This window comes from Arthrobacter sp. fls2-241-R2A-172, from assembly GCF_030208885.1.
Lineage (GTDB): Bacteria > Actinomycetota > Actinomycetes > Actinomycetales > Micrococcaceae > Arthrobacter.
Genome location: NZ_JARVTB010000001.1, coordinates 585,023 through 610,993, shown reverse-complemented (window position 1 = coordinate 610,993; position 25,971 = coordinate 585,023). Strand labels below are relative to the sequence as shown.

General features: G+C 62.0%; 17 protein-coding genes and 1 rRNA gene. 2 read left to right on the top strand and 16 right to left on the bottom strand.

The window, feature by feature from the left end:
• Positions 1-157: 157 nt before the first annotated feature.
• The 4 genes from QRM57_RS02870 to QRM57_RS02855 form a co-directional block, all read right to left on the bottom strand.
• A 16S ribosomal RNA gene (locus QRM57_RS02870) occupies positions 158-1,677 on the bottom strand.
• Between the two features lie 523 nt (positions 1,678-2,200).
• Positions 2,201-5,863 (bottom strand): 1,4-alpha-glucan branching enzyme, encoded by a 3,663-nt coding sequence (locus QRM57_RS02865; protein ID WP_284985516.1) that lies wholly within the window; start codon positions 5,861-5,863, stop codon positions 2,201-2,203.
• A gap of 1 nt (position 5,864) precedes the next feature.
• A complete protein-coding gene (gene treS, locus QRM57_RS02860) occupies positions 5,865-7,661 on the bottom strand; it encodes a maltose alpha-D-glucosyltransferase (protein ID WP_284985515.1) in 1,797 nt (598 codons plus the stop codon).
• The gene (locus QRM57_RS02855) at positions 7,661-9,745 is read right to left on the bottom strand and encodes an alpha-1,4-glucan--maltose-1-phosphate maltosyltransferase (RefSeq protein ID WP_284985514.1); all 2,085 of its coding nucleotides are present in this window, start codon (positions 9,743-9,745) and stop codon (positions 7,661-7,663) included. The genes treS and QRM57_RS02855 overlap by 1 nt, the downstream gene beginning before the upstream one ends.
• Before the next feature lie 125 nt (positions 9,746-9,870).
• Here QRM57_RS02855 and glgP point away from each other — a divergent pair, with 125 nt between their 5' ends.
• Positions 9,871-12,495, top strand: coding sequence for an alpha-glucan family phosphorylase (glgP, locus tag QRM57_RS02850; protein ID WP_284985513.1), 2,625 nt, complete (start codon positions 9,871-9,873; stop codon positions 12,493-12,495).
• Between the two features lie 80 nt (positions 12,496-12,575).
• Here glgP and QRM57_RS02845 read toward each other — a convergent pair whose 3' ends face one another.
• From QRM57_RS02845 to glgX, 7 genes are all read right to left on the bottom strand, one after another.
• Positions 12,576-14,594, bottom strand: a complete 2,019-nt coding sequence (locus QRM57_RS02845; protein WP_284985512.1) for an ABC transporter ATP-binding protein/permease — start codon at positions 14,592-14,594, stop codon at positions 12,576-12,578.
• Positions 14,591-15,148 carry an efflux RND transporter periplasmic adaptor subunit gene (locus QRM57_RS02840; RefSeq protein ID WP_284985511.1) on the bottom strand — a complete coding sequence of 186 codons (558 nt, stop codon included), beginning with the start codon at positions 15,146-15,148 and terminating at the stop codon, positions 14,591-14,593. The genes QRM57_RS02845 and QRM57_RS02840 overlap by 4 nt, the downstream gene beginning before the upstream one ends.
• Positions 15,149-15,788: 640 nt before the next feature.
• Positions 15,789-16,433 carry a hypothetical protein gene (locus tag QRM57_RS02835; protein WP_284985510.1) on the bottom strand — a complete coding sequence of 215 codons (645 nt, stop codon included), beginning with the start codon at positions 16,431-16,433 and terminating at the stop codon, positions 15,789-15,791.
• Between the two features lie 397 nt (positions 16,434-16,830).
• Positions 16,831-17,172: a hypothetical protein gene (locus QRM57_RS02830; protein ID WP_284985509.1), complete on the bottom strand. Its 342-nt coding sequence runs from the start codon at positions 17,170-17,172 to the stop codon at positions 16,831-16,833.
• Positions 17,173-17,415: 243 nt separating this feature from the next.
• A complete protein-coding gene (locus tag QRM57_RS02825) occupies positions 17,416-17,775 on the bottom strand; it encodes a barstar family protein (protein ID WP_284985508.1) in 360 nt (119 codons plus the stop codon).
• A gap of 6 nt (positions 17,776-17,781) precedes the next feature.
• A complete protein-coding gene (locus tag QRM57_RS02820) occupies positions 17,782-18,261 on the bottom strand; it encodes a guanyl-specific ribonuclease (protein WP_257370346.1) in 480 nt (159 codons plus the stop codon).
• 24 nt (positions 18,262-18,285) lie between these two features.
• Positions 18,286-20,400, bottom strand: a complete 2,115-nt coding sequence (glgX, locus tag QRM57_RS02815) for a glycogen debranching protein GlgX (protein WP_284985507.1) — start codon at positions 20,398-20,400, stop codon at positions 18,286-18,288.
• Positions 20,401-20,518: 118 nt separating this feature from the next.
• On the opposite strand from glgX, the gene QRM57_RS02810 reads away from it, so the two are divergent.
• Positions 20,519-21,328: a carbon-nitrogen hydrolase family protein gene (locus QRM57_RS02810; RefSeq protein WP_284985539.1), complete on the top strand. Its 810-nt coding sequence runs from the start codon at positions 20,519-20,521 to the stop codon at positions 21,326-21,328.
• Between the two features lie 352 nt (positions 21,329-21,680).
• On the opposite strand, the gene rlmB is transcribed toward QRM57_RS02810, so the two are convergent.
• From rlmB to ispD, 5 genes are all read right to left on the bottom strand, one after another.
• Entirely contained in the window at positions 21,681-22,667 is a 987-nt protein-coding gene (rlmB, locus tag QRM57_RS02805) for a 23S rRNA (guanosine(2251)-2'-O)-methyltransferase RlmB (RefSeq protein WP_284985506.1), read from the bottom strand.
• An 80-nt stretch (positions 22,668-22,747) separates the two neighbouring features.
• The gene (gene cysS / locus QRM57_RS02800) at positions 22,748-24,202 is read right to left on the bottom strand and encodes a cysteine--tRNA ligase (RefSeq protein WP_284985505.1); all 1,455 of its coding nucleotides are present in this window, start codon (positions 24,200-24,202) and stop codon (positions 22,748-22,750) included.
• Between the two features lie 35 nt (positions 24,203-24,237).
• Positions 24,238-24,594, bottom strand: a complete 357-nt coding sequence (locus QRM57_RS02795) for a hypothetical protein (RefSeq protein WP_284985504.1) — start codon at positions 24,592-24,594, stop codon at positions 24,238-24,240.
• Complete coding sequence (gene ispF, locus QRM57_RS02790; RefSeq protein WP_284985538.1) at positions 24,587-25,111, bottom strand: 2-C-methyl-D-erythritol 2,4-cyclodiphosphate synthase; 525 nt, start codon at positions 25,109-25,111, stop codon at positions 24,587-24,589. Before ispF ends, QRM57_RS02795 begins: the two co-directional genes overlap by 8 nt.
• A gap of 14 nt (positions 25,112-25,125) precedes the next feature.
• Entirely contained in the window at positions 25,126-25,908 is a 783-nt protein-coding gene (gene ispD, locus QRM57_RS02785; RefSeq protein WP_235520094.1) for a 2-C-methyl-D-erythritol 4-phosphate cytidylyltransferase, read from the bottom strand.
• Between the last annotated feature and the right edge of the window lie 63 nt (positions 25,909-25,971).

Sequence of the window (25,971 nt, the reverse complement as noted above, 5' to 3'; positions counted from 1 at the left end):
CACCAGGACACAACCGAACAGGCCATGCCAAAAAATGATTCGTTGATATTCCACCCATGAGCACCCACCGCAGAACAGACGCCTGCGCAATGGGCAACACTGACAACCACCACGAACCGCATACACAGAACACGGACAGTTGTTAGCAGCTCCTTAGAAAGGAGGTGATCCAGCCGCACCTTCCGGTACGGCTACCTTGTTACGACTTAGTCCCAATCGCCGGTCCCACCTTCGACGGCTCCCCCCACAAGGGTTAGGCCACCGGCTTCGGGTGTTACCAACTTTCGTGACTTGACGGGCGGTGTGTACAAGGCCCGGGAACGTATTCACCGCAGCGTTGCTGATCTGCGATTACTAGCGACTCCGACTTCATGGGGTCGAGTTGCAGACCCCAATCCGAACTGAGACCGGCTTTTTGGGATTAGCTCCACCTCACAGTATCGCAACCCTTTGTACCGGCCATTGTAGCATGCGTGAAGCCCAAGACATAAGGGGCATGATGATTTGACGTCGTCCCCACCTTCCTCCGAGTTGACCCCGGCAGTCTCCTATGAGTCCCCGGCCGAACCGCTGGCAACATAGAACGAGGGTTGCGCTCGTTGCGGGACTTAACCCAACATCTCACGACACGAGCTGACGACAACCATGCACCACCTGTAAACCGACCGCAAGCGGGGCACCTGTTTCCAGGTATTACCGGTTCATGTCAAGCCTTGGTAAGGTTCTTCGCGTTGCATCGAATTAATCCGCATGCTCCGCCGCTTGTGCGGGCCCCCGTCAATTCCTTTGAGTTTTAGCCTTGCGGCCGTACTCCCCAGGCGGGGCACTTAATGCGTTAGCTACGGCGCGGAAAACGTGGAATGTCCCCCACACCTAGTGCCCAACGTTTACGGCATGGACTACCAGGGTATCTAATCCTGTTCGCTCCCCATGCTTTCGCTCCTCAGCGTCAGTTACAGCCCAGAGACCTGCCTTCGCCATCGGTGTTCCTCCTGATATCTGCGCATTTCACCGCTACACCAGGAATTCCAGTCTCCCCTACTGCACTCTAGTCTGCCCGTACCCACTGCAGAACCGGAGTTGAGCCCCGGTCTTTCACAGCAGACGCGACAAACCGCCTACGAGCTCTTTACGCCCAATAATTCCGGATAACGCTTGCGCCCTACGTATTACCGCGGCTGCTGGCACGTAGTTAGCCGGCGCTTCTTCTGCAGGTACCGTCACTTTCGCTTCTTCCCTACTGAAAGAGGTTTACAACCCGAAGGCCGTCATCCCTCACGCGGCGTCGCTGCATCAGGCTTGCGCCCATTGTGCAATATTCCCCACTGCTGCCTCCCGTAGGAGTCTGGGCCGTGTCTCAGTCCCAGTGTGGCCGGTCACCCTCTCAGGCCGGCTACCCGTCGTCGCCTTGGTAGGCCATTACCCCACCAACAAGCTGATAGGCCGCGAGTCCATCCAAAACCACAAAAGCTTTCCACCACCACCACATGCGTGGAATGGTCATATCCGGTATTAGACCCAGTTTCCCAGGCTTATCCCAGAGTCAAGGGCAGGTTACTCACGTGTTACTCACCCGTTCGCCACTAATCCCCCAGCAAGCTGGGATCATCGTTCGACTTGCATGTGTTAAGCACGCCGCCAGCGTTCATCCTGAGCCAGGATCAAACTCTCCGTTGAAGTAAAAAAAATCAAACAGACACAACCACACCCACCGGAAATAACGGTAAAACGCGGCTGCACAAAATTCGAAACCAGCTGAAAACCAGACCACCACACACGGGGGTGCGCAATGATCCAGCCATAATTTCAACCAATCAATAAAACAATCGGTATCAACAAACTTGGCACACTATTGAGTTCTCAAACAACAGACACTTACCGGCACCACCCACACCCCACAAGGGGTCCAGGATCGCTCCGGAGCAACTTTTCAAACTTACCCGCTGCCCGCCTCCGGGTCAAATCGGCGAAGTTGACTTGATTTTCCTTGAGGATTCATGTCGGTTTCGCCTTCCTCCACTGGGGAGCAGCGCGGGTACTAACTATACACACACTCTGCCGGCTTGGCAAAGCCCCTGTCTCAGGACGGGCTTGCCTAACAACAACGCTCCCCCACCACAGTGGAGGAGCGTTGCCTGGAAGGGGTGATTACGTGAGAGAGCGTCGGCCGGAAGGGGTGATTACGTGAGAGAGCGTGGGTCTATTCGGAGGGCGCGAACCACGAGGCCCCAAGCGGCGGAAGCGTGACGGTGAGCGCGGCCGGCTGTCCATCGGTTCCCGGCGCACTGGCCTTCAAGGTGCCGGCGTTGACGACACCCGAGCCGCCATACGTTTCGGCGTCGGTGTTCAGCACCTCCACCCACTCCCCTGCTCCAGGTACACCCAGGATGTAGTCCTTGTGCGGGCCGCCGGAGAAGTTGATGGCACAGACCAGCGGCTTGCCTTCATGGTCCCACCGGATGAAGGTGAGGACGTTGTGGTCCGCGTCCCCGCCGTTGATCCACTGGAAACCGCCGGCTTCGTTGTCGCGTTGGTACAGTGCCGGCGTCGAGGAATACAGCTCATTGAGGTCCTTGACCAGAAGCTGGAGTCCGCGGTGGGCCGGGATGTCGGCGAGGAACCAGTCCAGCCCGTACTGTTCGGACCACTCCGCTTCCTGGCCGAACTCGGTACCCATGAAGATGAGCTGCTTGCCCGGGTGCGCCCACTGGTATGCAAAGAAGGCGCGAAGGTTTGCCAGCTGCTGCCACCGGTCACCCGGCATCTTGCGCAGCATGGAACCCTTGCCGTGGACTACCTCGTCGTGGCTGATGGGCAGCAGGAAGTTTTCCGTGAACGCGTAGACCAGGGAGAACGTGATGGTGCCATGGTGCCATTTGCGGTTGATGGGGTCTTCGGAGATGTACTTCAGCGAATCGTGCATCCAGCCCATGTTCCATTTGAGCCCGAAGCCGAGCCCGCCATGGTTGGTCGGTGCCGTCACACCGGGGAATGCCGTGGACTCTTCGGCGATGATGATGGCTCCCGGGTGGGACTTGTAGACCGTGGCGTTGACTTCCTGCATGAAGGAGATGGCCTCGAGGTTTTCGCGGCCGCCGAACTTGTTGGGGCGCCACTGTCCTTCTTCGCGGGAGTAATCCAGGTAGATCATGGATGCCACCGCGTCCACGCGCAGGCCGTCGATGTGGAACTCCTCCAGCCAGTACAGCGCGTTGGCCACCAGGAAGTTCCGGACCTCGCTGCGCCCGAAGTCAAAGATCAGTGTTCCCCAGTCCGGGTGCTCACCGAGGGCGGGATCGGAGTGCTCATACAGGGGCTGGCCGTCGAACTTGGCCAAAGCCCAGGCGTCCTTGGGGAAGTGCGCCGGGACCCAGTCCAGGAGCACACCGATGCCTGCCTGGTGCAGGGAATCCACGAGGAACCGGAACTCGTCCGGGTGCCCGAACCGGGACGTCGGCGCAAAATAGGACGTCACCTGGTAGCCCCACGAGCCGCCGAAGGGGTGCTCGGCGACGGGCATGAACTCCACGTGGGAGAAGCCAAGCCACTTCACATAGTCGACGAGTTCCTTGGCCAGTTCCTTGTAGCCAAGGCCCAATCGCCAAGAGCCCAGGTGGACTTCGTAGACGCTCATCGGCGAATTGTGGGGATCCCTTTGTGCACGGGCAGCCATCCACTCTTCATCCTTGAAGCGGTAGCTCGGATCAACCACCCGCGAGGCAGTCAGCGGCGGAACTTCGGTCCCGAAGGCCAGGGGGTCCGCTTTCTCCACCCACTGCCCTTCTTTGGTCAGGATCTCGTATTTGTAGCACGCCCCTACTACAACACCGGGAACGAAGAGTTCCCATACGCCCGAGGAGCCCAAGGAACGCATGCCGTGAGAGCGGCCGTCCCAGCCGTTGAAGTCACCCTTGACCCGGACAGCCTGCGCGTTTGGAGCCCACACCGCGAAGGAGACCCCGTCCACTTCGCTCAGCGAGGACCGGTAGTGCTGGACATGGGCACCAAGGACGTCCCACAGCCGCTCGTGCCGGCCTTCGCCGATCAGGTGCAGGTCTACCTCGCCCACCGTAGGCAAGTAGTGGTACGGGTCATCAACGGTGACTGTCTCGGCGTCGTACGCCACTTCCAAACGGTAGTCGGGCACGTGGCCGGCCTGCAGCGGTTCCAGGACGGCAGCCCAGACACCGTGTGCCTCGTGCGTCATGTCCGTGCGTCCGGCTTCGGTCACTACCGCAACGGACTTGGCCAAGTGCTTCACGGTCCGGATGGTGACGTGGCCGTGATCATCCAGATGGGCGCCGAGCACGGAGTGCGGTGCGTGGTAAGCCCCCGCTGCCACGCGTTCCAAGGTCTCGGAATCCACGTGCAGTGGGACTCGGGGCCGTTCGGTACGTGCAGAGCCAGTCATGTCATTACCTTCCGCTGTAGCTGCCGCATGCTTGCCGCGGCTTGTGTTGTCGAGGATTCGTCGCGATGCGTTGACCGGGATCGACAGCCAGTCGGGCCGGTTTCGCAGCTCGTAGACCACCTCGTATAAGGCCTTGTCCAGCCACAATGCCACAAAGAGCGGCGAGCGGCGGTCTATGGTTCCGGGGGTGACGTCGCTGTACCCCTCAAGGAAGGCGGCAGCGCAGTCATCCACCCAGGTTTCGGGCACCGAGGCGTCGGCATTCTCGCGCGTGGCGGCGCCTGCGGCGTAGTCGAAGGACCGCAGCATTCCCGACACGTCCCGCAGGGGAAGGTCGGGCATATTGCGTTCGTCAATGGTGCGCAGCGGTTCCCCTTCGAAGTCCAGGATGGCCCAACGCCCTGCGCGGTCTTCCGCGCCCGGGACCCAGAGGATCTGCCCAAGGTGAAGATCGCCATGCACGCGTTGCAACTGCCCGACGTCGCGCGGGTCCAAAGTGTCCAGCAGTTCCTGAACATTCGCGTCGTAAGGCCCGACGGCGGAGGCGGCCTCTGCCCAGGACTGACGGACCCGCCTGGCAACAGTGGCGATGATGTCCGGGCCCTGTGCCTGACCGTCCAGAACGCCGAACGTTTCGGCCAGCCGGGCATGGACTGTGGCTGTCGCCGCTCCCAAGCCGCGGGCTTCCGCGGTGAAATCTTTCCCTGCCGCCGCGGCGTCGACGGCCAGGCGCCAGGCATCCTGCCCACCCAGGAGGAACTCGTGGGCGACTGTCAGCTCACCGGTGGCGGTTGCGGAACCGTTCGACGCCGGTTGGTGCCACGAGCCGGTGATCCAACCAAGCGTCGCGGGAACCTCGCTGGTTCCGGCCGCCGTCAGTGCTGCGCCCAGCTCCACTTCCGGGTTCTTGCCGGCCGCCAGCACGCGGAAAACCTTGAGGATGGCGGCCGAGTCGCCGTCGTCGATGATGACCGAGGTATTCGATTGCTCACCGGAGAGGACTCGCGCAGAAACCGGATTCCTGGGGAGCGTGACCTTGCCGTGGGTGAGATGCCCCTGCGCCAGGCTGTCCTCCAAGGAGGCTTCGCTGCGCATGAAGTCCAGCCAAGCGGAAACGAACGCGGAGTCGTACACGGCGTCGTACACCAGTTGAAGCCCTCGTTCCGGATCAGTGAACTCACCCAAAAGCGCTGTGGGCGCGTCCACGAGCGGCTGGCTGCGGAAGCTCAACGGCACCTGGACAACGTCAGTCCGGGGACCGCCGTCGGCCGTCCGGTAGGTGACTGCCAACAACACCACCTCAAACGCGGCATCATCGGCGGCGGCTGGGAGTCTGAAACCGCCCACCTGCTCAACGGCAAAATCGGGGCTCTTCACCGGGAACCAGCGCTTGGTGGGGAGCCAGGTCCGGAGAAGACTTTCAATGGCGGGGTTGTTTGTTCCCTTGCTCATCTCATCCTTTGGTCGACACCACGGGGATCGCCTGGGTAAAAGGCGACGATGGATTGGAAGATGCCGAGCGCAGCCGCAGCCAATAGAAGCTGTGGCTGCCCAGCATCACGGTCAGGTTGCCGTTCTCGCCGACAGCCGGGAAGGGTTGGCCGCCGAAGATATCGCGCAGGCCGCGGCCCGCAAACTCGGGAAGGTCCAAGGTAGCTGCCACAGGGTGCTGCGAAAGGTTGAACACACACAGTATGGTTTCGGCGACCTCCCCATCCGGATTACCGGGCGGCAACTCACGCACGTACGCCAGCACTACCTCGTGGTCGGCCTCAATGTGGCGGAAACCGCCCAAGCCGAACACCGGATGGTTCTTTCGAACGCTGAGGATCTGCCGCGTCCAGCGCAGCAGCGAACCGGAGTGCGCCGCCTCCGCCTCAACGTTGGCCATGCTGTAGTTGTAAACCAGCGACTGGATGACCGGGAGGTACAGCTTTCCCGGATCCGCTCCCGAGAAGCCCGCATTCCGATCGGGGTTCCACTGCATGGGCGTGCGGACGGCGTCGCGGTCGTCCAACCAGATGTTGTCTCCCATGCCGATCTCATCCCCGTAGTAAAGGAAGGGACTACCAGGCAGGGACAGCAACAGCGCGTTGATCAGTTCGATCTCGGCGCGGGAATTATCCAGCAGCGGGGCCAGCCTGCGCCTGATACCGATGTTCGCCCGCATGCGCGGATCCGGGGCGTACCACCCCAGCATCGCGGCACGCTCCTCGGCCGGCACCATCTCCAGGGTGAGCTCGTCGTGGTTCCTGAGGAATGTGCCCCATTGGGCACCCTTGGGGATCTCGGGGGTCTCTCGCAACGTCTCGATGATCGGCGCGGCTTTCTGGTCGCGCAGGGCGTAATACAGCCGGGGCATGATCGGGAAGTGGAAGGCCATATGGCATTCAGGAGCTTCCTCCGTGCCGAAATACTCCACCACTTCATGCGGCGGCTGGTTGGCCTCCGCGATGATCACACGGCCCGGGTAGTTCGCGTCCACCATCCGGCGAAGATCCTGCAGGAAGGCGTGCGTGGCCGGCAGGTTCTCGCAGTTGGTGCCCTCTTCTTCGAACAGGTACGGAATGGCATCGGCACGGAAACCGTCGATGCCCTGGTCCAGCCAGAACCGGACCACGTCGAAGAGGGCCTCGATGACCTTGGGGTTCTCGAAGTTCAGGTCGGGTTGGTGGCTGAAGAACCGGTGCCAGAAGAACTGGCGGCGGATAGGGTCGAAGGTCCAGTTCGACTCTTCCGTATCAACGAAAATGATGCGGGCATCCTGGTACTTCTCGTCCGTGTCACTCCACACATAGAAATCCCCGTAGGGGCCCGTTGGGTCCTTGCGTGATTCCTGGAACCAAGGGTGCTGGTCCGAGGTGTGGTTCAGGGGAAGATCGATGATCACCCGGACGCCGCGGGCGTGCGCCTCAGCCACCAGCCGCTTGAAATCGCTGATGGTCCCGAACTCGTCCAGCACCGAGGTGTAGTCCGCAATGTCGTAGCCGCCATCACGCAACGGGGAATGGAAGAACGGCGGCAGCCACAGGCAATCCACGCCCAGCCACTGCAGGTAGTCCAACTTCTCGATCAGCCCCTGAAAGTCGCCCGAGCCGTCCCCGTTGGCATCCGCAAAGGCCCGCACCAGTACCTCATAGAAGACTGCCTTGCGGTACCAGTTCGGATCGTGCTGGAGACCTGGGGCGTTCAACTCGAAGGTGTTCTTCGGAGTGAAGTACTGGCTGGGGTTTTGCGGAGAGAAACTCACTAAAGCTGCCTCCGGATGCTCAGGATGTGTGCGGGTTCAACATGGGCGTCCAGGCGGACGTAGTTGTGCTCGCCCCACTCCCAGCTCTGTCCGCTGATCAGGTCGTCCACGCGGAAGCGGCCGTCCTCGTTGAAGTCCTCAGGGTCCAGCTGCAACGCTGCCAGGTCCAGGGACACCGTGCTCTCCCGGGCGCTGTGCGGATCCACGTTGACCACGATGATCAACGTGTCCTTGGTGCCGTCCGGAAGAGTCTTGTGCTTGGAGTAGACAATGGTGGCGTCGTCCGTGCTGTGGTGCAACGTCAGGTTCTGCAGGTCCCCCAACGCCACGTGGTTCTTGCGTATGGCGTTGAGCCGCGTGATGTACGGAGCAAGGGTCCGCCCTGACGCGGCCGCACCCTCCCAGTCCCGGGCCTTGATCTCGAACTTTTCGTTGTCGATGTACTCCTCGGCACCAGGGCGGGCAACATGCTCATACAGCTCGTAGCCGGCGTACACGCCCCACAACGGGCTGGCTGTGGAAGCCAGGACTGCGCGGATCTTGAAAGCCGCCGGACCGCCGTACTGCAGGTACTCGGTGAGGATGTCAGGGGTGTTGACGAAGAAGTTGGGCCGGAAATACGCCGGGCTGACGTGGCTGACCTCGTAGAAGTACTCTTCCAGCTCCGTCTTGGTGTTGCGCCACGTGAAATACGTGTAGGACTGCTGGAAACCGGCCCGGCCCAGGGCATGCATCATGGGCGGGCGGGTGAAAGCTTCGGCGAGGAAAACGACGTCGGGGTGCTTCTTGTTGACCTTCCCGATCAGCCACTCCCAGAACCAGACGGGTTTGGTGTGCGGGTTGTCCACGCGGAAGACCTTCACGCCGTGGCTGATCCACAAGAGCACGATCCGCAGGATTTCCTTCGACAGGCCCGCGGGATCATTGTCAAAGTTCAGCGGGTAGATGTCCTGGTATTTCTTGGGCGGGTTCTCCGCATATGCAATGGAACCGTCCACACGCGTGGTGAACCATTCAGGGTTCGACGTTACCCAAGGGTGGTCAGGGGCTGCCTGCAAGGCGAGGTCCAGCGCTACCTCAAGCCCGAGCTCGTTGGCGCGGGCAACAAAAGCATCAAAATCCTCAAACGTCCCCAGCTCGGGGTGGATGGCGTCGTGGCCACCGTCCTTGGAGCCAATGGCCCACGGCGAACCCGGGTCGTTGGGCCCCGGAGTCAGGGTGTTGTTGCGTCCCTTCCGGTGCTGGAAGCCGATCGGGTGGATGGGCGGCATGTAGATAACATCGAATCCCATCTCCGCCACGGCGTCGAGCCGCTTCGCCGCCGTACGGAAATTACCGGACGTCCACACCCCGGTGTTGTGGTCGAAAACCGCGCCCTCGGAACGGGGGAAGAACTCGTACCAGGCGGCCCGACCGGCAAGGTCGCGCTCCACCTGCAGGGGGAAGCGTTCGGAAACAGTCACCAATTCGCGGATCGGAAGGCGCTCGACGGCGGCCAGCACCTGGGCGCTGAACCCGGCAGCAAGGCGCTCCTCGGCAGACTTGGAGGTGTCGGCCAGCACGACAGAAGCGGCACGAAGGGTGCGCTTGTCCGCCCCGCTGCGCCCGGCGTCGTCGGCTGCTTCGGCCAGGAGGGCTGCGCCCTCGGCGAGCATCAACTCGACGTCGATGCCGGCGGCGATCTTGACCTCTGCGTTGTGGTGCCACGTTCCGTAGCGGTCGTGCCACGCCTCGATGACGAATGACCATGCGCCAGTGCCACCGGGGGTGATGAGGCCCTCCCAGCGGTCAAGGCCCTTCCATTGTTCGCCCTGGGCGGGATTCAGGCGCACACGCTGGCGCTCCCTGCCTCTCGGGTCGAGCAGCACAGCGGACACACCAAGCTGGTCGTGGCCTTCACGGAAGACCGTGGCACCCACCACGAGGTCCTCCCCCGGCAGGGCCTTCGCCGGGAAACGGCCACCCTCCACCACCGGCTGAACAGCCGTGATGGGGAACCGGCCGAAACGAAGTCCGTCGGTGATGTCCGTTTTCGTCTTGGTTTTCAGGGCGGTGATGTTTCGCACGGTATTCGTCACAAGCACGACGTTAGCGACAAAAATCGGGAAATGCTAAGCAAACGACCTTTCTCCTCTGCGCAAGATGACTTTTACCTAAAAGAAACCCAATCCGGTTCCGACTGCCATGCCAGTCCGTTAGTGTGGCGCTCGTGAAGGCAATTCGAAGGTTTACAGTCCGCACCGTCCTCCCTGAGCCCATCAGGCCCCTGGCCCGCTTGGCGACCAACTTGCGCTGGTCCTGGCACAGGCCCACCAGGGAACTTTTTGCGAGCCTTAACCCGGCTCTCTGGGAGGCCTCGCAACACGACCCTATAGCCCTCCTGGGGTCGATCAGCCGCGAACAGCTGCAGGACCTCGCCAACAACGGCGACGTAGTGTCCCGCGTGCAGGACGCAGCAGCGGACCTGGACCGGTACCTCAGCGAACCGCGCTGGTACCAGGGCCTCGGAGAGGACGCTCCCGCCTGCATCGCCTACTTCTCCCCGGAATTCGGCATCACCGAGGTCCTGCCGCAGTACTCCGGTGGCCTCGGCATCCTGGCAGGCGACCACCTCAAAGCCGCGTCCGACCTCGGCGTGCCGCTGATCGGCGTCGGCCTCCTCTACCAGGCCGGCTACTTCAAGCAGTCCTTGTCCCGCGACGCCTGGCAGCAGGAAACGTACCCCGTTCTGGACCCGGACGGCCTGCCGCTGACCCTGCTTCGCCACCCCGGCAAGGACGGCGTCCCCGGCAAGCCAGTCCACATCTCCCTGCCGCTGCCCAACGGCCGTGAACTCCACGCGCACGTGTGGCGTGCCGACGTCGGACGCGTTCCACTGCTGTTGCTGGACTCAAACGTTCCGTCCAACGACGAAGCTGCCCGTGGCATCACCGACCGCCTCTACGGCGGCGGCGGCGACCACCGCCTCCAGCAGGAACTGCTGCTGGGCATGGGCGGCGTCAAGGCCCTCCGCGTCTACCAGGAGCTCACCGGCACGCCGGCGCCCGAGGTTTTCCACACCAACGAAGGCCACGCAGGTTTCCTGGGAATCGAACGCATCCAGGAAGCCATGTCCAACGCCACCGATCCCCTCAGCTGGGACGAAGCCCTGGCCGCGGGACGCGCCTCCACCGTCTTCACCACGCACACACCCGTGCCCGCAGGCATCGACCGCTTCGAAACCGTGCAGATCAAGCACTTCTTCGACGCCGGACTGGCGCCAGCCGTTCCCACCGACCGGATCCTGGAACTCGGCCGGGAAAACTACGAAGGCGGCAACCCCTCCGTCTTCAACATGGCCGTCATGGGCCTGCGCCTCGCGCAGCGGGCCAACGGCGTCGCCAAACTGCACGGCGTGGTTTCGCGCGAAATGTTCGCCGGGCTGTGGCCGGGATTCGACCACTCCGAAATTCCCATCACGTCCGTCACCAACGGCGTCCACGTACCCACCTGGGTGGACCCGCGCATCTCTTCCCTGGCCCGGCACCAGTTCGGCGCCGAAGCGGAAGCGCTGGGACGCTGGGACCTGGCCTACAACGTCAGCGACGAAGACGTGTGGGCGCTCCGCCGCGACCTGCGCGCCCAGCTCATCGACGACGTTCGACGCCGTCTCCGGGCGTCGTGGAAGAAGCGCGGCGCCGCGGACGCCGAACTTGGGTGGACCGATTCAGTGCTGGACCCCGACGTCCTCACCATCGGCTTCGCCCGCCGCGTCCCCACCTACAAGCGGCTCACCCTCATGCTGCGCGACCCCGCACGCCTGAAGGCCCTGCTCCTGGACCCCAAGCACCCCATCCAATTGGTCATCGCCGGGAAGTCCCACCCTGCGGACGATGCCGGCAAGAAAATGATCCAGGACCTGGTCCGCTTCACTGACGACCCCGCAGTCCGGCACAGGATCGTGTTCCTGCCCAACTACGACATCGCCATGGCGCGGACCCTCTTCCCGGGCTGCGACGTCTGGCTCAACAACCCGCTCCGCCCGCTCGAAGCCTGCGGTACGTCCGGCATGAAGGCCGCGATCAACGGCTCGCTCAACCTGTCCGTCCTCGACGGCTGGTGGGACGAAATGTACGACGGCGAAAACGGCTGGGCCATCCCCACGGCCAACAACAACGCCTCCGCCGACGAGCGCGACGACATCGAAGCATCCGCACTGTACGAGCTGCTTGAAACCCAGGTGGCGCCGCGCTTCTACGGCACAACCGTGGCCCAGGGTGCCGGTGCGGCAGGCCCGTCCGAGTCCAGCACCGAGACCGTGCCCACTCATTGGGTATCCATGATCAAGCACACCCTGGCCAACCTCGGCCCGGCGGTCTCGGCAGAACGCATGCTGCACGACTACGTGAACAACCTCTACTGCCCGGCCGCTGTTTCGGGGCGCCGCGCCGTGGCTGAATCGTTCAAGGAAGCGAAGGAACTCGCTGCCTGGACGTCGAAGGTGCGGAGCGCGTGGCCCGAAGTCGTAGTGGAACACGTGGACTCCGTTGGCGTCTCCGAGGAACCCCAGGTGGGCGACACCCTGCAGGTTAACGCCTACGTGGCCCTCAACAACCTGACACCCGACGACGTCTCCGTGGAGGTCGCCTTCGGCCGCGCCGAAGAGACCGATGAGCTGGAGGATGTGGTGGTGGCCGAGCTGGACTCCGTGGAGGACCTCGGGAACGGACGCCACCTCTTCAACGGCTCCCTGGTCATCAACCGCTCAGGCTCCTTCGGCTACACCGTCCGCGTGTTCCCGAAGCACTCAGCGTTGGCTTCCAAAGCTGAGTTGGGGTTGATCGCGAACGCCTAAGCCTGATCCGTTGCTGGCCCGCTTTGCCGTTGTTGCCCAACAACGAATTAGCGGGCCAGCGACGTTTGAGTGTGGGCTTGCTAGCCCCGAATTGCAATAGCGGGATCCTTGCGGCTGGCGACCCAGGCAGGATATATGGCACTCACAATACCGGTGGCCGTACCTAGAAGGATTCCGACGAGCCAGAGATCTGACGGCAACACAGGCGGCCAGGACTGGATCCAAGAGACCCCGAGCGTGGTCATGGTTCCGATGATGCCGCCAAGCAAACCTGCTGTTATTCCAACGATGAAGCCCTCAAGAATGAAGGACCGGCAAATCAGCCATCGACTTGAGCCGATCGCTCGTCGGAGGGCTACCTCTGCCGACCGGTTCTGAACCGTCAGGTACATCGAGGAAGCCGCAGTGATAACGGCCAGGAGCATCAGGACAAGCGACAGCAAAGCAATGAGGGACCCGAGGTCATTTGAGACACCCTGCCTGATCGACTGAATATCGGCGGTGACGTCCACCTGCGCCTTTCCGGGGTCGCTCGGCGAGTACGCCAGCGGTGCAACTTGCGCGATCGCAGCCGAGAAGCCCTTTTCAGTTCTAACTTGAATTTTTAGGTCGGTCCTGGATACGGCACGCATTATGCTGGCGTCTACGAAGACGGAGTTGGCGTACTCAGGAAAATTTGGACCGGGATCGAATACACCAATAACGGGCACAAGCCGGTCATCGATCCATATGCTCGCCCCCTCAACCGGACCCGTTTTCCTGCTATACGGGATGTCGAGCGCTTTTGCTGCCTTGGTCGAGACTATTGCGAGGGGACCAGCTCGTGGGTTGTCGAGGGCAGTCCGGCTGTTGTCGGGAATTAGCCGTATACCGAAGTCATCGAAGTAGTTCTTCGAGGAGGAATGAAGTGACAACGGCGTTTCAGGTTCCAGATCGGAAGGTCCAACCCGTGTAATACGTACGTCTGCCGGAACCGCTGAGTAAACATAGGATGCGCCAACTACATGAGGAACGCGGGTAATGCGATCTACCCCGGAACGAAGTTCATCGAAATCGCTCGGAAGCACAACAGGTCCGTCTCCGACAGTCATGGACAGAGTATCCTGTGACGCAATCGCCAGCCGAGTGTTAATGGCATTCGAAGTGGTTGAACTGATACCAAGGGCGCCAGTCATCCCGCCAATGGCGATGGCAAAGGCAAGGATGAGGAGGGTCGTTCGGATGGTACGAGCGGAGAGCGCGGTGAGCGCATCACCCCAATCATCCAAAAGGGACTGAGCGATGCGTGACGCCCATGACTGCTGGCTTGACATAACGAAGGGCGCTGGGTGGGCCGGGACCTTACGTCGCGGCCTGGGATGATTATTGGTTTCGGCGTCACTCGTGATTCGACCGTCCTGGATCTCGATCCGGCGATTTGCTTGGTTCGCCACATTCAAATCATGGGTGATGATAATTACGGTGACACCCTCGGAGTTGAGCTTCCGAAGGTATTCGATGACCCGTTGACCGTTGTCGGAATCAAGATTGCCTGTCGGCTCGTCGGCAAGGATGATCTGCGGGTGCGTTGCGATTGCTCTTGCTATTGCAAGGCGTTGCCGTTCTCCGCCTGACAGGAGTTTAGCTTGCACCATGCGCTTATGCTCCAGCCCCACGAACTCCAGCGCGTCCAATGCAGTCTCTGCTCGTTCGTCCATCGGCACGCCCTGGACCCGCAGCCCGATAGCGGCATTGCTTATCACGCTTTGGTCACCGATGACGTTAGACGACTGGAAAACAAACCCGATGGAGTCCAGGCGCACCGTGTCGAGGTTTCGTTCTGAAGCGGCTCCGGCGGCCTGCCCACGAATTACGAGGCGTCCGGAGCTGGGCCTGTCCAATAAGCCCATGATGTTCAAAAGCGTCGATTTCCCCGAGCCTGAGGGACCCACAATGGACACGAACTCACCGGACTGAATCGCCAGTGAGACGTCAGATAGAGCCGGGGGCCCGCCGCCTGGATATGTGCGCGAAACTCCTGCCAAGCTGATGGCCAATGTTTCATCGAATCCCGCTTCTCCCGCTCCATGTGCGAGGAGCGCCGATCGCGAAGTCGTCACGATATTTGGACCTCGTCCCCCTCGCTGAGATCACCAGTGACCGCGGCGAAACCTCCCCCTGACCGAAGAACCGTGATGGGGACGCGTGCTGCGGGGTCCTTTGTACTTCTATCGCCCCCCGAACTTCTGAGAACGTAAGCCCCATCGGCATCCTGTCGAATACCGGATAACGGCACTGCGAGAGCCTGTGCCGCACTACCCTTACCTGCCACAGTGACGCTTAAATTGGGGGTCAACAAGGCCAGATCTGCCTTAGTTATGGCCTCTACCGTCACGGGATATCCCACACGTTGCCCATTACCCGCATCCGTAAATGGACCTACTGCTGTGATCCGTCCTGTCAGTTCCTTCTCCGCGACCCTGATAGTGACATCCTGCCCAGTCCTGAGGGATTCCGCCTGCTGGCCCTCAGCAATGAACTCGACGAAGTTGTTTTCGGTTTGAAACGTGGCCAGAGGGCTTTGGACGGTCACTTTCTGCCCTATTTCCACCGCGGAGATTACGGTCGCGCTAGCGACGGGGAGGGCCAGCAGTTGCCTGAACGGGATCGACACCCTTTCGAGCCGTCTGGTGCCGGATTTTCCGGTGTAGCTCCTGGTTCGACTTGGTGACTCTTCTCGGCGGGCACTCGGCCGCTGTTCAAGGTGAAACCCTCGCTGGCAAAGAAAGAGGATGCTGCTGCTATGGTTGCGCTGTCCAAGTGACCAGTTTCGCGGGTGACGTACCCCATTTGCGTAAGCGCCCGTTGCAGAGCCAACACGTCATCTCCCTCATCGCCTTGAGAGAGATCCCGATACAACGGGAGCGGACCCGGCAGAACGAAATAGGGCTTGCCGGAAACTACCCCCGCAAGGTCGCCCCACTCTAACGCTTCCCCCGCCTTAAGCGTCTGACGCACGACAATTGGTTCTTGTCCCTCTAGATCGATGAGGATCGGCACTTCCGGTCCGGCTTTGATAACTCCGGCGAACGTTAGCCGATCGTCGACAATACGGTTTTCAACCTTTGCATAGACGGGGACTTCGGCCATAGAGTTCTCTGGCCGAATGACATCTGATTGATCAAAGACGCGCCCAGCCAGCAAGCCCACCCCCGCCGAAATGACTGCGGTCAGTGCCAAAAGGACGACCAGCCACCGTCGCGAGAGCCGAGTCAAGCCAACAGCTGCCGCCGCTCTCTTGGGCTGGGCATCCTTCACTGCGTCTCTTTCAACAACTTCTCAGCGGCATCCACGTACTTCTGGCTCTTCTTCTTGAGCTCAATAAGAACTGCCTCATTCTGCCTTATGAGCGGCAACTGGTAGCTTGCTTGAATATCGCCGAGCGTTTGGGTTAGCCGTACCTCCTGATTGCATTCGGCTTCAATCGTGGCGATTCGGATGCCCTCAGCAGCGTCCGCCTTCGACGGGTTTTGCTGATCTGTCCTCACCTGCAGGTCAAAGGACTGCTGGCTCGACCACATCGCGGTGGCGGCGTCCCGTCCCGGCGTCAAGCCGGCCGCTGAGATGCAATTGTCCCAGTCATCTTTGGCGGCTTTCCAGGCAGAGGTTTCTGATGCCATGCTCAGGCTCTTCAAGGCAATTTCTGCTGCAGTGCCCCCGTTCATAAGATCGTCCGGTGGAGTGATTTCATCGATCTTGCTCTTTTCACTGGCGAGACACTCATATCTGGCGTCGCCCCACGCACCCGCCTCATCGTGCTTCCGGTTCGATTGAGAGTCTTCTCCAATAAGCCGGAAGCCGTGCTGCCTCACGCGATCAACGTTCCACACGCCAAAGTTCCGGTTCTCTGCCCTGGGATAAGCAGCGTTCGGATCGTCGATGAAGCCAAATTTCTTCATGCACGTAGTCATAATGACTTCCCGCGCGAGGAGAATTTGAGAGCGATCACGAGCCGAGATTCCATACGAATCGACAGGAAACACAATCAGAGAATTCTCGTAGTCCAGATTCACTTTTCCAGATGGGTCTGGGGTGATTGGACTGTCCGCGGCCCCAGAACAGGATGAAATAGCCAAAGCTACGGCCATGGCTAGCGAGACCGAAACAAGCACAGCCCAGCGCGTCCTTCGTTCAGGAATTCTTCTCGGCACTTCCGCTTCCAATCTCACTTCGAGCGCCTCGACTGAGTCGCCTAGCCACTTCTCAGACAGCAACTTTGACCTGCAGATACTTTGATCGGCAGGTCAAAGCATGGTGGTGCTCACTCTGTGCTAAGCGGACAGAGTGCTGCTGGACTTATCCCCGATGGAAGCTGCTGATGTTGTCATTCCACGTTCCCAGGAAGGGCACGTACCAACCCATGGCGCTATAGTCGTTGGAGCTGCCGAAGCCAGCTCCGCCGTAGTTAATGTCTTGCCACCAGGTTACGTAGTAGCCGAAGTTTTTTACTGAACTCGCCTTATTGTCAAAGGACCCCATCCAGGTCGAATTGTCGGCTCCGTACGTCGCGCCGCCGTAATCATTGTTATCGTAAAAGATACTGGCATTCGCCGACTGGCCGGCGGCAAAAGGGCCCCAGTGGAAAGCGCGACGACAGCAGCCACCCGTGAGAGCTTTTTCATATTTACTGATCCTCATTCAGCTCGTGCGCCATGAGGTTTGCAATTACGTCCGCGCGTTCCCCAATTCGCAAGTGACGAGGCACATAATTGCCTCTGCAAGAATGTATCTCCCGACACTTTTAATTTCAACCTTTTGAAACAAAGGGAACAAACAAAGAAATATTCAATTTTTCGCGTCACGATTGGGCCGCTCGCACCACTTAGGATATTTCGGCGGTTGCCACAACTCAGGTGGGAACCACTTGTGACGTCGGAGCGACTAGTTCTGGAAAACCGCGATCACTGCCAGGTCCCGGCCCGCGTAACGCTCTGCGTCCTGCAGGATCTCGCAGACCACGCCGAAGGAGCGGTCCGTTCGGTAGGCCGCCGGGACCTGCCAGATCATGGTGACCGGGCCGCCGTCGTCCTGTGACAAGGCGTCCGCGTAGTCGTGCAGGGAGTCGTTCAAGGCGTCCAGGTTCACGCCGTAGAACTCGGGGAAGTCGAGGACCTGGGCGAAGACTTCCAACACTGACTGCTTGGTGTTGGCGGGCGGTACCAGGAGGGTGCGGCGGCCGGCGTCGGAGACCTGTTCCTTGAGTTCTTCAAGGGTCCAAGTGTCTGCTGAATAGATTTTCATGGGCTCCTACTTGCCTTCGACAATGAACTTGAACGACTCGTAATGGTCGGCGGTGTAGTACTTGGCGGTGTCCTTGCCCACGATGATCCGGCGTGCGCCGCGGTTGGACGCGCCGGGTGTGACAACGGTGTACTCCTTATAGAAGCCGCTCGCCTTCTTAGGGAGAAGTCCTTCGAAATTACCGAAGTTTCCATCATCTTCACCGTACGGGTACGGGCCACCCTTCGCGATCAGGGCCAGTGTCTGCCGGGCTTCCTTAGGGAGCTGCGACGCGTTGATCGTGGGCAGGCTGGAAGGGTTCGCCACGCCGGCAGCCGCCGTGGAAACGGCGCCAGGTACCGGCGTCGTGGTTTGCGCGCTGGAAGGCGTCGGCGGCGCGGTAGAGGGGGCGGTCAGGGCGCCGCCGCCCACCATGGCAACCACAAGTACGACGACGGCGATCACCAGCCCCGCGAAAGCCACCAGTTTGCTGCGGCTGCGGTTCATGTGGGGATTTCCTGTTCGGTGGGGCTACGTGCGGTAGACGTTGATGGTGTTGGCTTGCAGGATATCCCTCTCGCCCGACGCCACCAACGCGCCCTTGCGACGCTCGTGCAGCACCGATGTGGTGAAGCGGAGTTCAAACATCCGCTTGCCGATGCCCGACTCGCTCAGGATCTCGGGCAAGATCATCTTCACGTCGTGGTTGCTGCCGTTCACGACGATCAGGCCCCGGATCTCACTGTCTTCATGGCCCATCAGCAGTTGGACCGAGCGGACGTTGGGATCGTTCCAGCGGGCCGGAGTCATCCGTTTGCCCTTGTCATCGAACCACTGCAGGCTCGCGTCATTCGCCTGGCCGGGGAAGCTCTCAGGCTGGCGCCTCAGGAACCACCTGCGAAGCCTGACCAGCTCCCGTGTGGTCCGGAACATGGCGTTGGCTTCCTGCGTGCGGCTCCAGTCGAGCCAGGCCGTGGGATTGTCCTGGCAGTAAGCATTGTTGTTGCCCTGCTGCGTTCGGCCAAGCTCGTCGCCGGCCGTGATCATGGGGACACCGAAGGACAGCAGCAACGTGGCCATCAGGTTGCGGATGGACAAGGAACGGGCGGCAACAATCGCCTCATTCTCGCTGCGGCCCTCCACTCCGTGGTTGTAGCTCCGGTTGTCGCCGTGCCCGTCGCGGTTCTGCTCCCCGTTGGCCTCATTGTGCTTACGGTCGTAGCTGACCAGGTCCTTCAACGTGAAGCCATCGTGGGCCGTGATGAAGTTGACCGAGGCAAGGCGCGTGCGCCCGGATGATGCGAAGAGATTGGCTGAACCGGCCATGAGCTCAGCCAACGACGCCACGGAGCCACCCTGGCCACCGGCCTCAAAGGCGGCGCGGTCGGACAGCCAGAAGCTGCGTACGCCGTCGCGGAAGTGGTCATTCCAGTCCGACCAGCCATGCGGGAAGCGGCCTGTCTGCCAGCCGCCGTAGCCTACATCCCACGGCTCAGCGATGAGCTTGACCTCAGACAACACCGGGTCTTCGGCGATGGCTTGCAGGAACGGGTGCTGGGGGTCGAACGTGTTCCCCGCGTCACGGCAGAGGGTCACCGCAAGGTCGAAGCGGAAACCGTCCACGTGGAAGTCGTTCACCCAGTAACGCAAGGAATCCAGGGCGAGGTCCACTACCACGGGATCGCTGAAGTCCAACGTGTTTCCGCAGCCGGTGGTGTCCAGGTAGCGTCCGTGGGCGTCGTGCCGATAGTACCGCTTCTCAGCCAACCCCCGGAAGCTGATGGCGGGCCCGTCAGGTCCGGCCTCGGCTGTGTGGTTATACACAACATCGAGGATCACCTCGATGCCGGCCGCATGCAGCAACTTGATCATGCCCTTGAGCTCATCCTGCACGGCGTGCGGGCCAGCGTTCCGGGCGGCCTCGGTGGCGTAGTCGGCATGCGGGGCAAAGAATGCCGCCGTGTTGTAGCCCCAGTAGTTGGTCATGCCAAGGTCCTGCAGGTGCGCCTCATCCAAGTGGAAGTGGATGGGCAACAACTGAACCGCGGTAATCCCCAGCTCCGTGAGGTGCTGGATCATGACAGGATGCGCCATCCCCGCGTACGTGCCGCGGAGGTGCTCCGGGATGTCCGGGTGAAGCATCGTCTGCCCACGGATGTGGGCTTCATAAATCACGGACGTCCGCAAGGGCGTCCTTGGCGGCTGGTCGTCGCCCCAATCAAAACTGTTGTCCATGTGGACGCTCGTGAGGAACTCGCCCCGCTGGTCCACAGCGCGACCGTAAGGATCGAGCAGCAGCCCGGTCCCGCCGTCGTCGTCCAGGTCCAAAGCAGGAACCGGCATGGGGAGGCCAGCCTCTGCGGGTGCCTCGCGGAAACCATAACGGGTGCCGGGCGGCATTCCGGCGATCAGCCCGAAGTGCACGCCATCTTCCACATTGGGAAGAACCTGCGCGCGCCATGGGGCACCCGGGGACTGGAAGGCAACCTCCACCCGCTCCAAGTCAGGCGCGAAGACGGCCACATTCACTTCATGGTCCTGCGCATCCGGCGCACCGGAAAGGCCGGACTGGGGCGTGCTCAGTCCGAGGGGCCGGGGACGCGACGCGTCGACGGCAGCTTCTGTGTCAAAGATAGGCATAACCATTGATTGCAAGTTTAGTTCCACGCCCACTATGTGCCGCGTCCGGCGCTCATGTGACGACGTTCGGCCCAGTGAATTCATTACTTGGCATACTGGAACGGAGACAACTGGAGGTTCAATGGTGCGCGTTGCACTCGCCCAAGTCATCACCGGCCGGGATCTGACCGAAAATCTGCGGCTCCTGGAGGAGTACGCCCGCCGCGCCAAGGAGGGCGGAGCCGGGCTTGTGGTTTTCCCGGAGGCCATGATGCGCGCGTTCGGGAACTCGCTGTTGGACATCGCCGAACCCCTCGACGGACCGTGGGCCAGCCGCGTGCGCGCCCTCGCTGCGGAGCTTGATGTGGTGATCGTCGCGGGTATGTTCACACCCGGCACTCCCTCCGAGGCAGGTAAGCCGCGGGTGCGGAACACGCTTCTGGCCACCGGGCCCGGCCTCGAGGCCAGTTACGACAAGATCCACCTCTTCGACGCGTTCGGCTTTGCGGAATCGGACACCGTTGAGGCCGGTACAGACCCGGTGACGTTCGACGCCGGCGGCGTCACCTTCGGTTTGGCCACCTGCTACGACATCCGTTTTCCTGCACTCTTCACGGCCAACGCCCAACGCGGCGCCGTGGTGAACATCGTGTCCGCGTCATGGGGATCAGGACCCGGCAAGGCCGAGCAATGGCAGCTTCTGGCCAGGGCCCGCGCCGTGGACACCACCACGTTCGTGCTCGCTTGTGGCCAGGCCGACCCAGCCACCCAAGGCATCGAAGCCAAAGGCACCGCGCCCACGGGAGTCGGGTACTCCGCCGTCGTATCCCCCTTCGGCCAGGTCCTGGAATCGCTCGAAAGCGAACCCGGCCTCATCTTCGCCGACCTCGACCCCGCCGATGTCGAAGAAGCCCGCCAAAAACTCCCCGTACTGGCCAACCGCCGCGACTTCTAGCCCTCTCTCACATCCCTACCCCTTCCGGCCGTCCCTCTCTCACGTCCCTACCCCTTGAGCCCAACGCTCCTTCACATCCCTACCCCTTGAGCCCAACGCTCCTCCACATCCCGGCGAGAACTGAGCGAGCGTCCACCCCAAACAGGCGGGAAGTGAGCGAGCGTCCGCCCCAAACAGGCGGGAAGTGAGAGAGCGTTGGGTGCAGGCACGCGAAAGGCGCCGCAGGCGTCATCCGGAAGCGTGCGTCCAAGCGAGGACGGGGCCCACGCCGTCAGGGTTCCCTTGCCGAGCTTGCGAGGCTAGGGGGACGGTGGGGAGCACGCGGAGGATGGCGCTTGCGGCGCCTTAGGGCCTACTTGGCGGCGCGCTGCCTCGATACTTCGTACAGCGAGATTCCCACGGCCATGGATGCGTTGAGCGACTCCATGGCGGAATCAATCGGGATCGACACGATCTGGTCGCAGTTTTCGCGGACCAATCGGCTGAGGCCCTTGCCTTCGGAGCCAACCACGATGCATACCGGTTCGGTGGCTACGGTGAGGTCGGGCAACGAAACATCGCCGTCGCCGTCCAGGCCCAGGACGTAGATGCCCATGTTCTTGAACTGCTTGAGCGCGTTGTTGAGGTTCGACGCGCGGGCCACGGGCACGCGGACAGCGGCACCGGCGCTGGTCTTCCAAGCGGACGCTGTGACGCCGACGGAGCGACGCTCGGGGACGATCACGCCGTGGCCGCTGAACGCGGAGACGGAGCGGATGATTGCGCCGAGGTTGCGGGGGTCGGTGATGCCGTCGAGGGCCACGAAGATGGGGGCGTTGGAGATGTGCCCCTTCTTCCATTTGGCGATGGTTTCCTCGGCGAGGTCGTACGCGTCCTGGTATTCGTAGGGCGGGATCTGCAGTACGAGGCCCTGGTGGACAGCCTCTTCAGTCATGCGGTCGAGCTCGGGCTTGCCGGTTTCGAGCAGCGGGATGCCGCGCTCGGCTGCGAGCTTCAGGGATTCCTTGACGCGGTCGTCCATCTCAATGCGGATGGCTACGTGCAGGGCCTTGGCCGGGATGCCGGCGCGGAGCGCCTCGACAACCGAGTTACGGCCGGTGACCAGTTCTTCCGTTGCGCGACCCTTGGGACCTGAGCGTGCGCCCGTGCCCGGACGTGCAGGCCCGCGCTTGGCAGCCGAGCGCTCAGCCAGCTGTTTGTTCTTGTATGCCTTGTGGTAGGTCCGTTCCTCCGCCTTGGGCGTGGGACCCTTGCCTTCCAGGGCCTTGCGGCCGTGGCCACCGGTTCCGGTGGTGGGGCCCTTCTTCTGCTTGACCGACCGGCGACCATTATTGGCCATGAGATTCCATCCTTGATTTCGTGAGTAAGTCTGGAATCAAGTCTACTGACCCAATGCAATTCGGCCGTCGAGGCCCCTTGTCAGTCGCGCTTCAGGCTCCAGGTAGCGCCGTCCGCACCATCTTCGACGACGACGCCGGCGGCAGCGAGCGTGTCACGGATCGCGTCGGATGCTGCCCAGTCCTTGCTGGCCCTCGCTGCTGCGCGCGCCTGGAGTTGGGCTTCCACCAGGACTTCCAGCGCGGCGTGCTCCCTGCCCCGGGTAGCTTCGGGCTGCTTGACGGAATCCAGGCCGAGGACCTCTGTCATGGACATCACGCCAGCAAGCGCTGCCTTGGTCGCCTCCAGGTCGCCTGATGCCAAGGCCGTATTTCCGGCACGCACGGTTTCGTGCAGCACGCCGAGCGCCTGGGGCACGTTGAGGTCGTCATCCATGGCGGCAATGAAGGCTGCAGGCATGTTGGCCTGAGGTGCAACCTCGACGACATCCATGCCCACCTTTGCCGTGGCTTTGGAAATGAACCCGTCAATGCGCTCCACGGCCGCGGCAGCTTCCTGAAGCGAGGTGGGCCGGTAGTCCAGGATGGAGCGGTAGTGCGCCTGGCCCAGGTAGTAACGGACCACGCGTGGTGAAGCGAGTTCGAGCATCTCGGCCGGGCTCACTGTATTGCCAATCGACTTGGACATCTTTTCGCCTTCGAAAGTGACCATGCCGTTGTGCATCCAGAAGTTGGCAAACTCGTCGCCTGCAGCCTGGGACTGGGCCATTTCGTTCTCGTGGTGCGGGAAACGGAGGTCCAGTCCCCCACCGTGGATATCGAAACGCGTGCCAAGGTACTTGGTAACCATGGCGGAGCACTCGAGGTGCCAGCCGGGACGGCCCGCACCCCACGGCGAATCCCACTTCGCGGTGGCGGGCTCGCCTTCTTTGTAACCCTTCCACAGCGCGAAGTCGCGGGCGTCGCGCTTGCCCCGAGGATCGGCGTCGGCTGCGCCTTGCATGTCATCAATGTTCTGCCGCGTCAGGGAGCCGTACTTGCTCCAGGAGCGCACGTCGAAGTAGACGTCGCCGGAATCATCCAAGGCGGGGTATGCATGGCCGCGGTCGATGAGTCGCTGGATGAGTGCGTGCATCTCGGGGATGTGGCCGGTTGCACGGGGCTCGTAGGTGGGCCGCTGGACGCCCAGGGATTCGTAGGCTTTCTCGAATTCCTGCTCGTAGCGGTAGGCCAAAGCCCACCATTCCTCGGCATGCTTGGCGGTGGGTTCAGCGTCCCAGTCCGGGCCAAACGACTGCTGGGACTTGGCCAGGATTTTGTCGTCAATGTCGGTGACGTTGCGCACCACGGTGACGCGGAGGCCGCGGAATTCCAGCCAACGGGTCAGCTGGTCGAAAGCGATGGCGGACCGGACGTGACCCACGTGTGGCATTCCCTGGACGGTGGCTCCGCAGTAGTAGACGCTGGCCTTGCCGTCTTCGAGGGGAACGAAGTCGCGGACTTCGGCGGAGGCGGTGTCATAAAAGCGCAGGGTCACCGCTCCAGATTAGCCGATGACGCGGCGTGACCTGCCTACTTGCAGTATTCACCGATCTTGTTGAACTGCACCTTGAGCTTTTCCTGTTGCTCCTGGGTGGCCGCCCCCAGCGACGAGGCAGCAGCCCTGTCCATGATTGCGGCCATTTCCTTGATGGGATCGGCAATCTCCGGGGCCAGCTTGTCCCCCAGCTCGTGGTAGTGCTCAGCGAGCTGCTTTGACTGCTGTTGTTGATTGCCGTCCGGTTTGAAGGCGTCACCATTCAGGAAGTCGCAACTGGCCTTCACGTCCATCCTTGGCGCCCCTGCACAGCCACCCAGCAGGAGCGCGGCGGCAAGCCCTGCGGACAGCAGCACGGCGGGACGTACGACGCCGGTAGGTGACTTAGGCATGCGGCGCACCTTTTGCCGGTCCCGGGTGGGAGCTGGCAGCCGGGTAGACGAGGGCAGTGGCGACGGCGGAGATACCTTCGCCGCGTCCGGTGAAACCCAGACCGTCGCTGGTGGTAGCGGTGACACTGACCGGAGCGTTGGCGGCCTGGCTCAGGACCCGTTGGGATTCCTCGCGCCGGGGGCCGAACTTTGGTCGGATGGCGACGAACTGGACGGCTACGTTGCCGATTTCGAAGCCTGCCTCGCGCACGATCCGGGCGGCCTCCCCGAGAAGCTTGACCCCCGACGCCCCGGCGTACTCGGGACGGTCCGTGCCGAAGTGCGTTCCGAGGTCGCCGATGCCACAGGCGGAGAAGAGCGCGTCCGCAGCTGCGTGGGCGACGCAATCGCCGTCGGAATGGCCGGACAGCCCTTGCTCACCTTCCCAAAGGAGCCCGCCCAACCAGAGCGGCTGGGGGTCGTCGTCGGGGGCAAAGGCGTGGACATCGATGCCGATACCGGTCCGGGGCAGCAGCATGTTCTCGGCAGCCACTATCCCTCCACCCACCGGATGCCCAAGGGACCTTCGAGGAGACCTTCAGCGATGATGAGGTCCAGCGGCGTCGTGATTTTCAGTGATTGGCTCGCCCCACGAACGGCATGAACGGGGACGCCAAGGAGTTCAACGAGCATGGCGTCGTCGGTGACGGCCGCGGCCTGCTTCCCGTCGAAGAGCCCGGCAGCCTCGTGGGCCCGGAGCAGCGTAGCCAGTTCAAAGCCCTGCGGGGTCTGTACAGCGCGGAGCTCTTCGCGGGGAGCCGTGCCGGTGACCAATTCAGGGGCGATCAAGGCATCCGCACCGTCGGTCCCGGCGACAGTCTTGATCGTGTCGACCACGGGCATTGTGGGGATGACGGCTTTAGCGCCTGCGGCCAAGGCCTCGGCCACCCGCTCGAAGACGCGCTCCGGGGCCAGGGCGCGCGCGGCATCGTGCACGAGGACGAACTCGGTCCCGTCTTCCAAGGCAGCCAAAGCGGCGCGGACGGAATCGGCGCGGGTCGATCCGCCGTCGACGACCGAAATTTCAGGGCCACCGTCAACGAGGTCAACGGTGAATTCGGCGATCAGCGCGCGGAGGGCAGTGTCGCCCTGGGGCACGGCGACGCAGACCTGGCGTGCGACGTCGGATGCCACCACGCCACGCAGGGCGTGCATCAGGATGGTTTCCCCGCCCAGCGGAACCTGGGCTTTGGGCATGCCGTATCCGAGGCGTTCGCCGGAACCGGCTGCCACCACGATCACGGCCGTAACGGCGCGCTTGGAAGGATGAGTCATGCGCCCAAGGTTATGCGCATTCTGGCTGGAATACCCACATGGCGGGCGGGTTCCGTGGAACGG

Excerpts from the sequence above, each read along its gene's own strand:
- rlmB (WP_284985506.1), bottom strand. The coding sequence starts at position 22,667 with ATGGCCAATAATGGTCGCCGGTCGGTCAAGCAGAAGAAGGGCCCCACC.
- QRM57_RS02830 (WP_284985509.1), bottom strand. The coding sequence starts at position 17,172 with ATGAGGATCAGTAAATATGAAAAAGCTCTCACGGGTGGCTGCTGTCGT.
- QRM57_RS02835 (WP_284985510.1), bottom strand. The coding sequence starts at position 16,433 with ATGAAGAAATTTGGCTTCATCGACGATCCGAACGCTGCTTATCCCAGG.
- ispD (WP_235520094.1), bottom strand. The coding sequence starts at position 25,908 with ATGACTCATCCTTCCAAGCGCGCCGTTACGGCCGTGATCGTGGTGGCA.
- QRM57_RS02825 (WP_284985508.1), bottom strand. The coding sequence starts at position 17,775 with ATGAAAATCTATTCAGCAGACACTTGGACCCTTGAAGAACTCAAGGAA.
- QRM57_RS02795 (WP_284985504.1), bottom strand. The coding sequence starts at position 24,594 with ATGCCTAAGTCACCTACCGGCGTCGTACGTCCCGCCGTGCTGCTGTCC.
- QRM57_RS02865 (WP_284985516.1), bottom strand. The coding sequence starts at position 5,863 with ATGAGCAAGGGAACAAACAACCCCGCCATTGAAAGTCTTCTCCGGACC.
- glgX (WP_284985507.1), bottom strand. The coding sequence starts at position 20,400 with ATGGTTATGCCTATCTTTGACACAGAAGCTGCCGTCGACGCGTCGCGT.
- ispF (WP_284985538.1), bottom strand. The coding sequence starts at position 25,111 with ATGCTGCTGCCCCGGACCGGTATCGGCATCGATGTCCACGCCTTTGCC.
- QRM57_RS02820 (WP_257370346.1), bottom strand. The coding sequence starts at position 18,261 with ATGAACCGCAGCCGCAGCAAACTGGTGGCTTTCGCGGGGCTGGTGATC.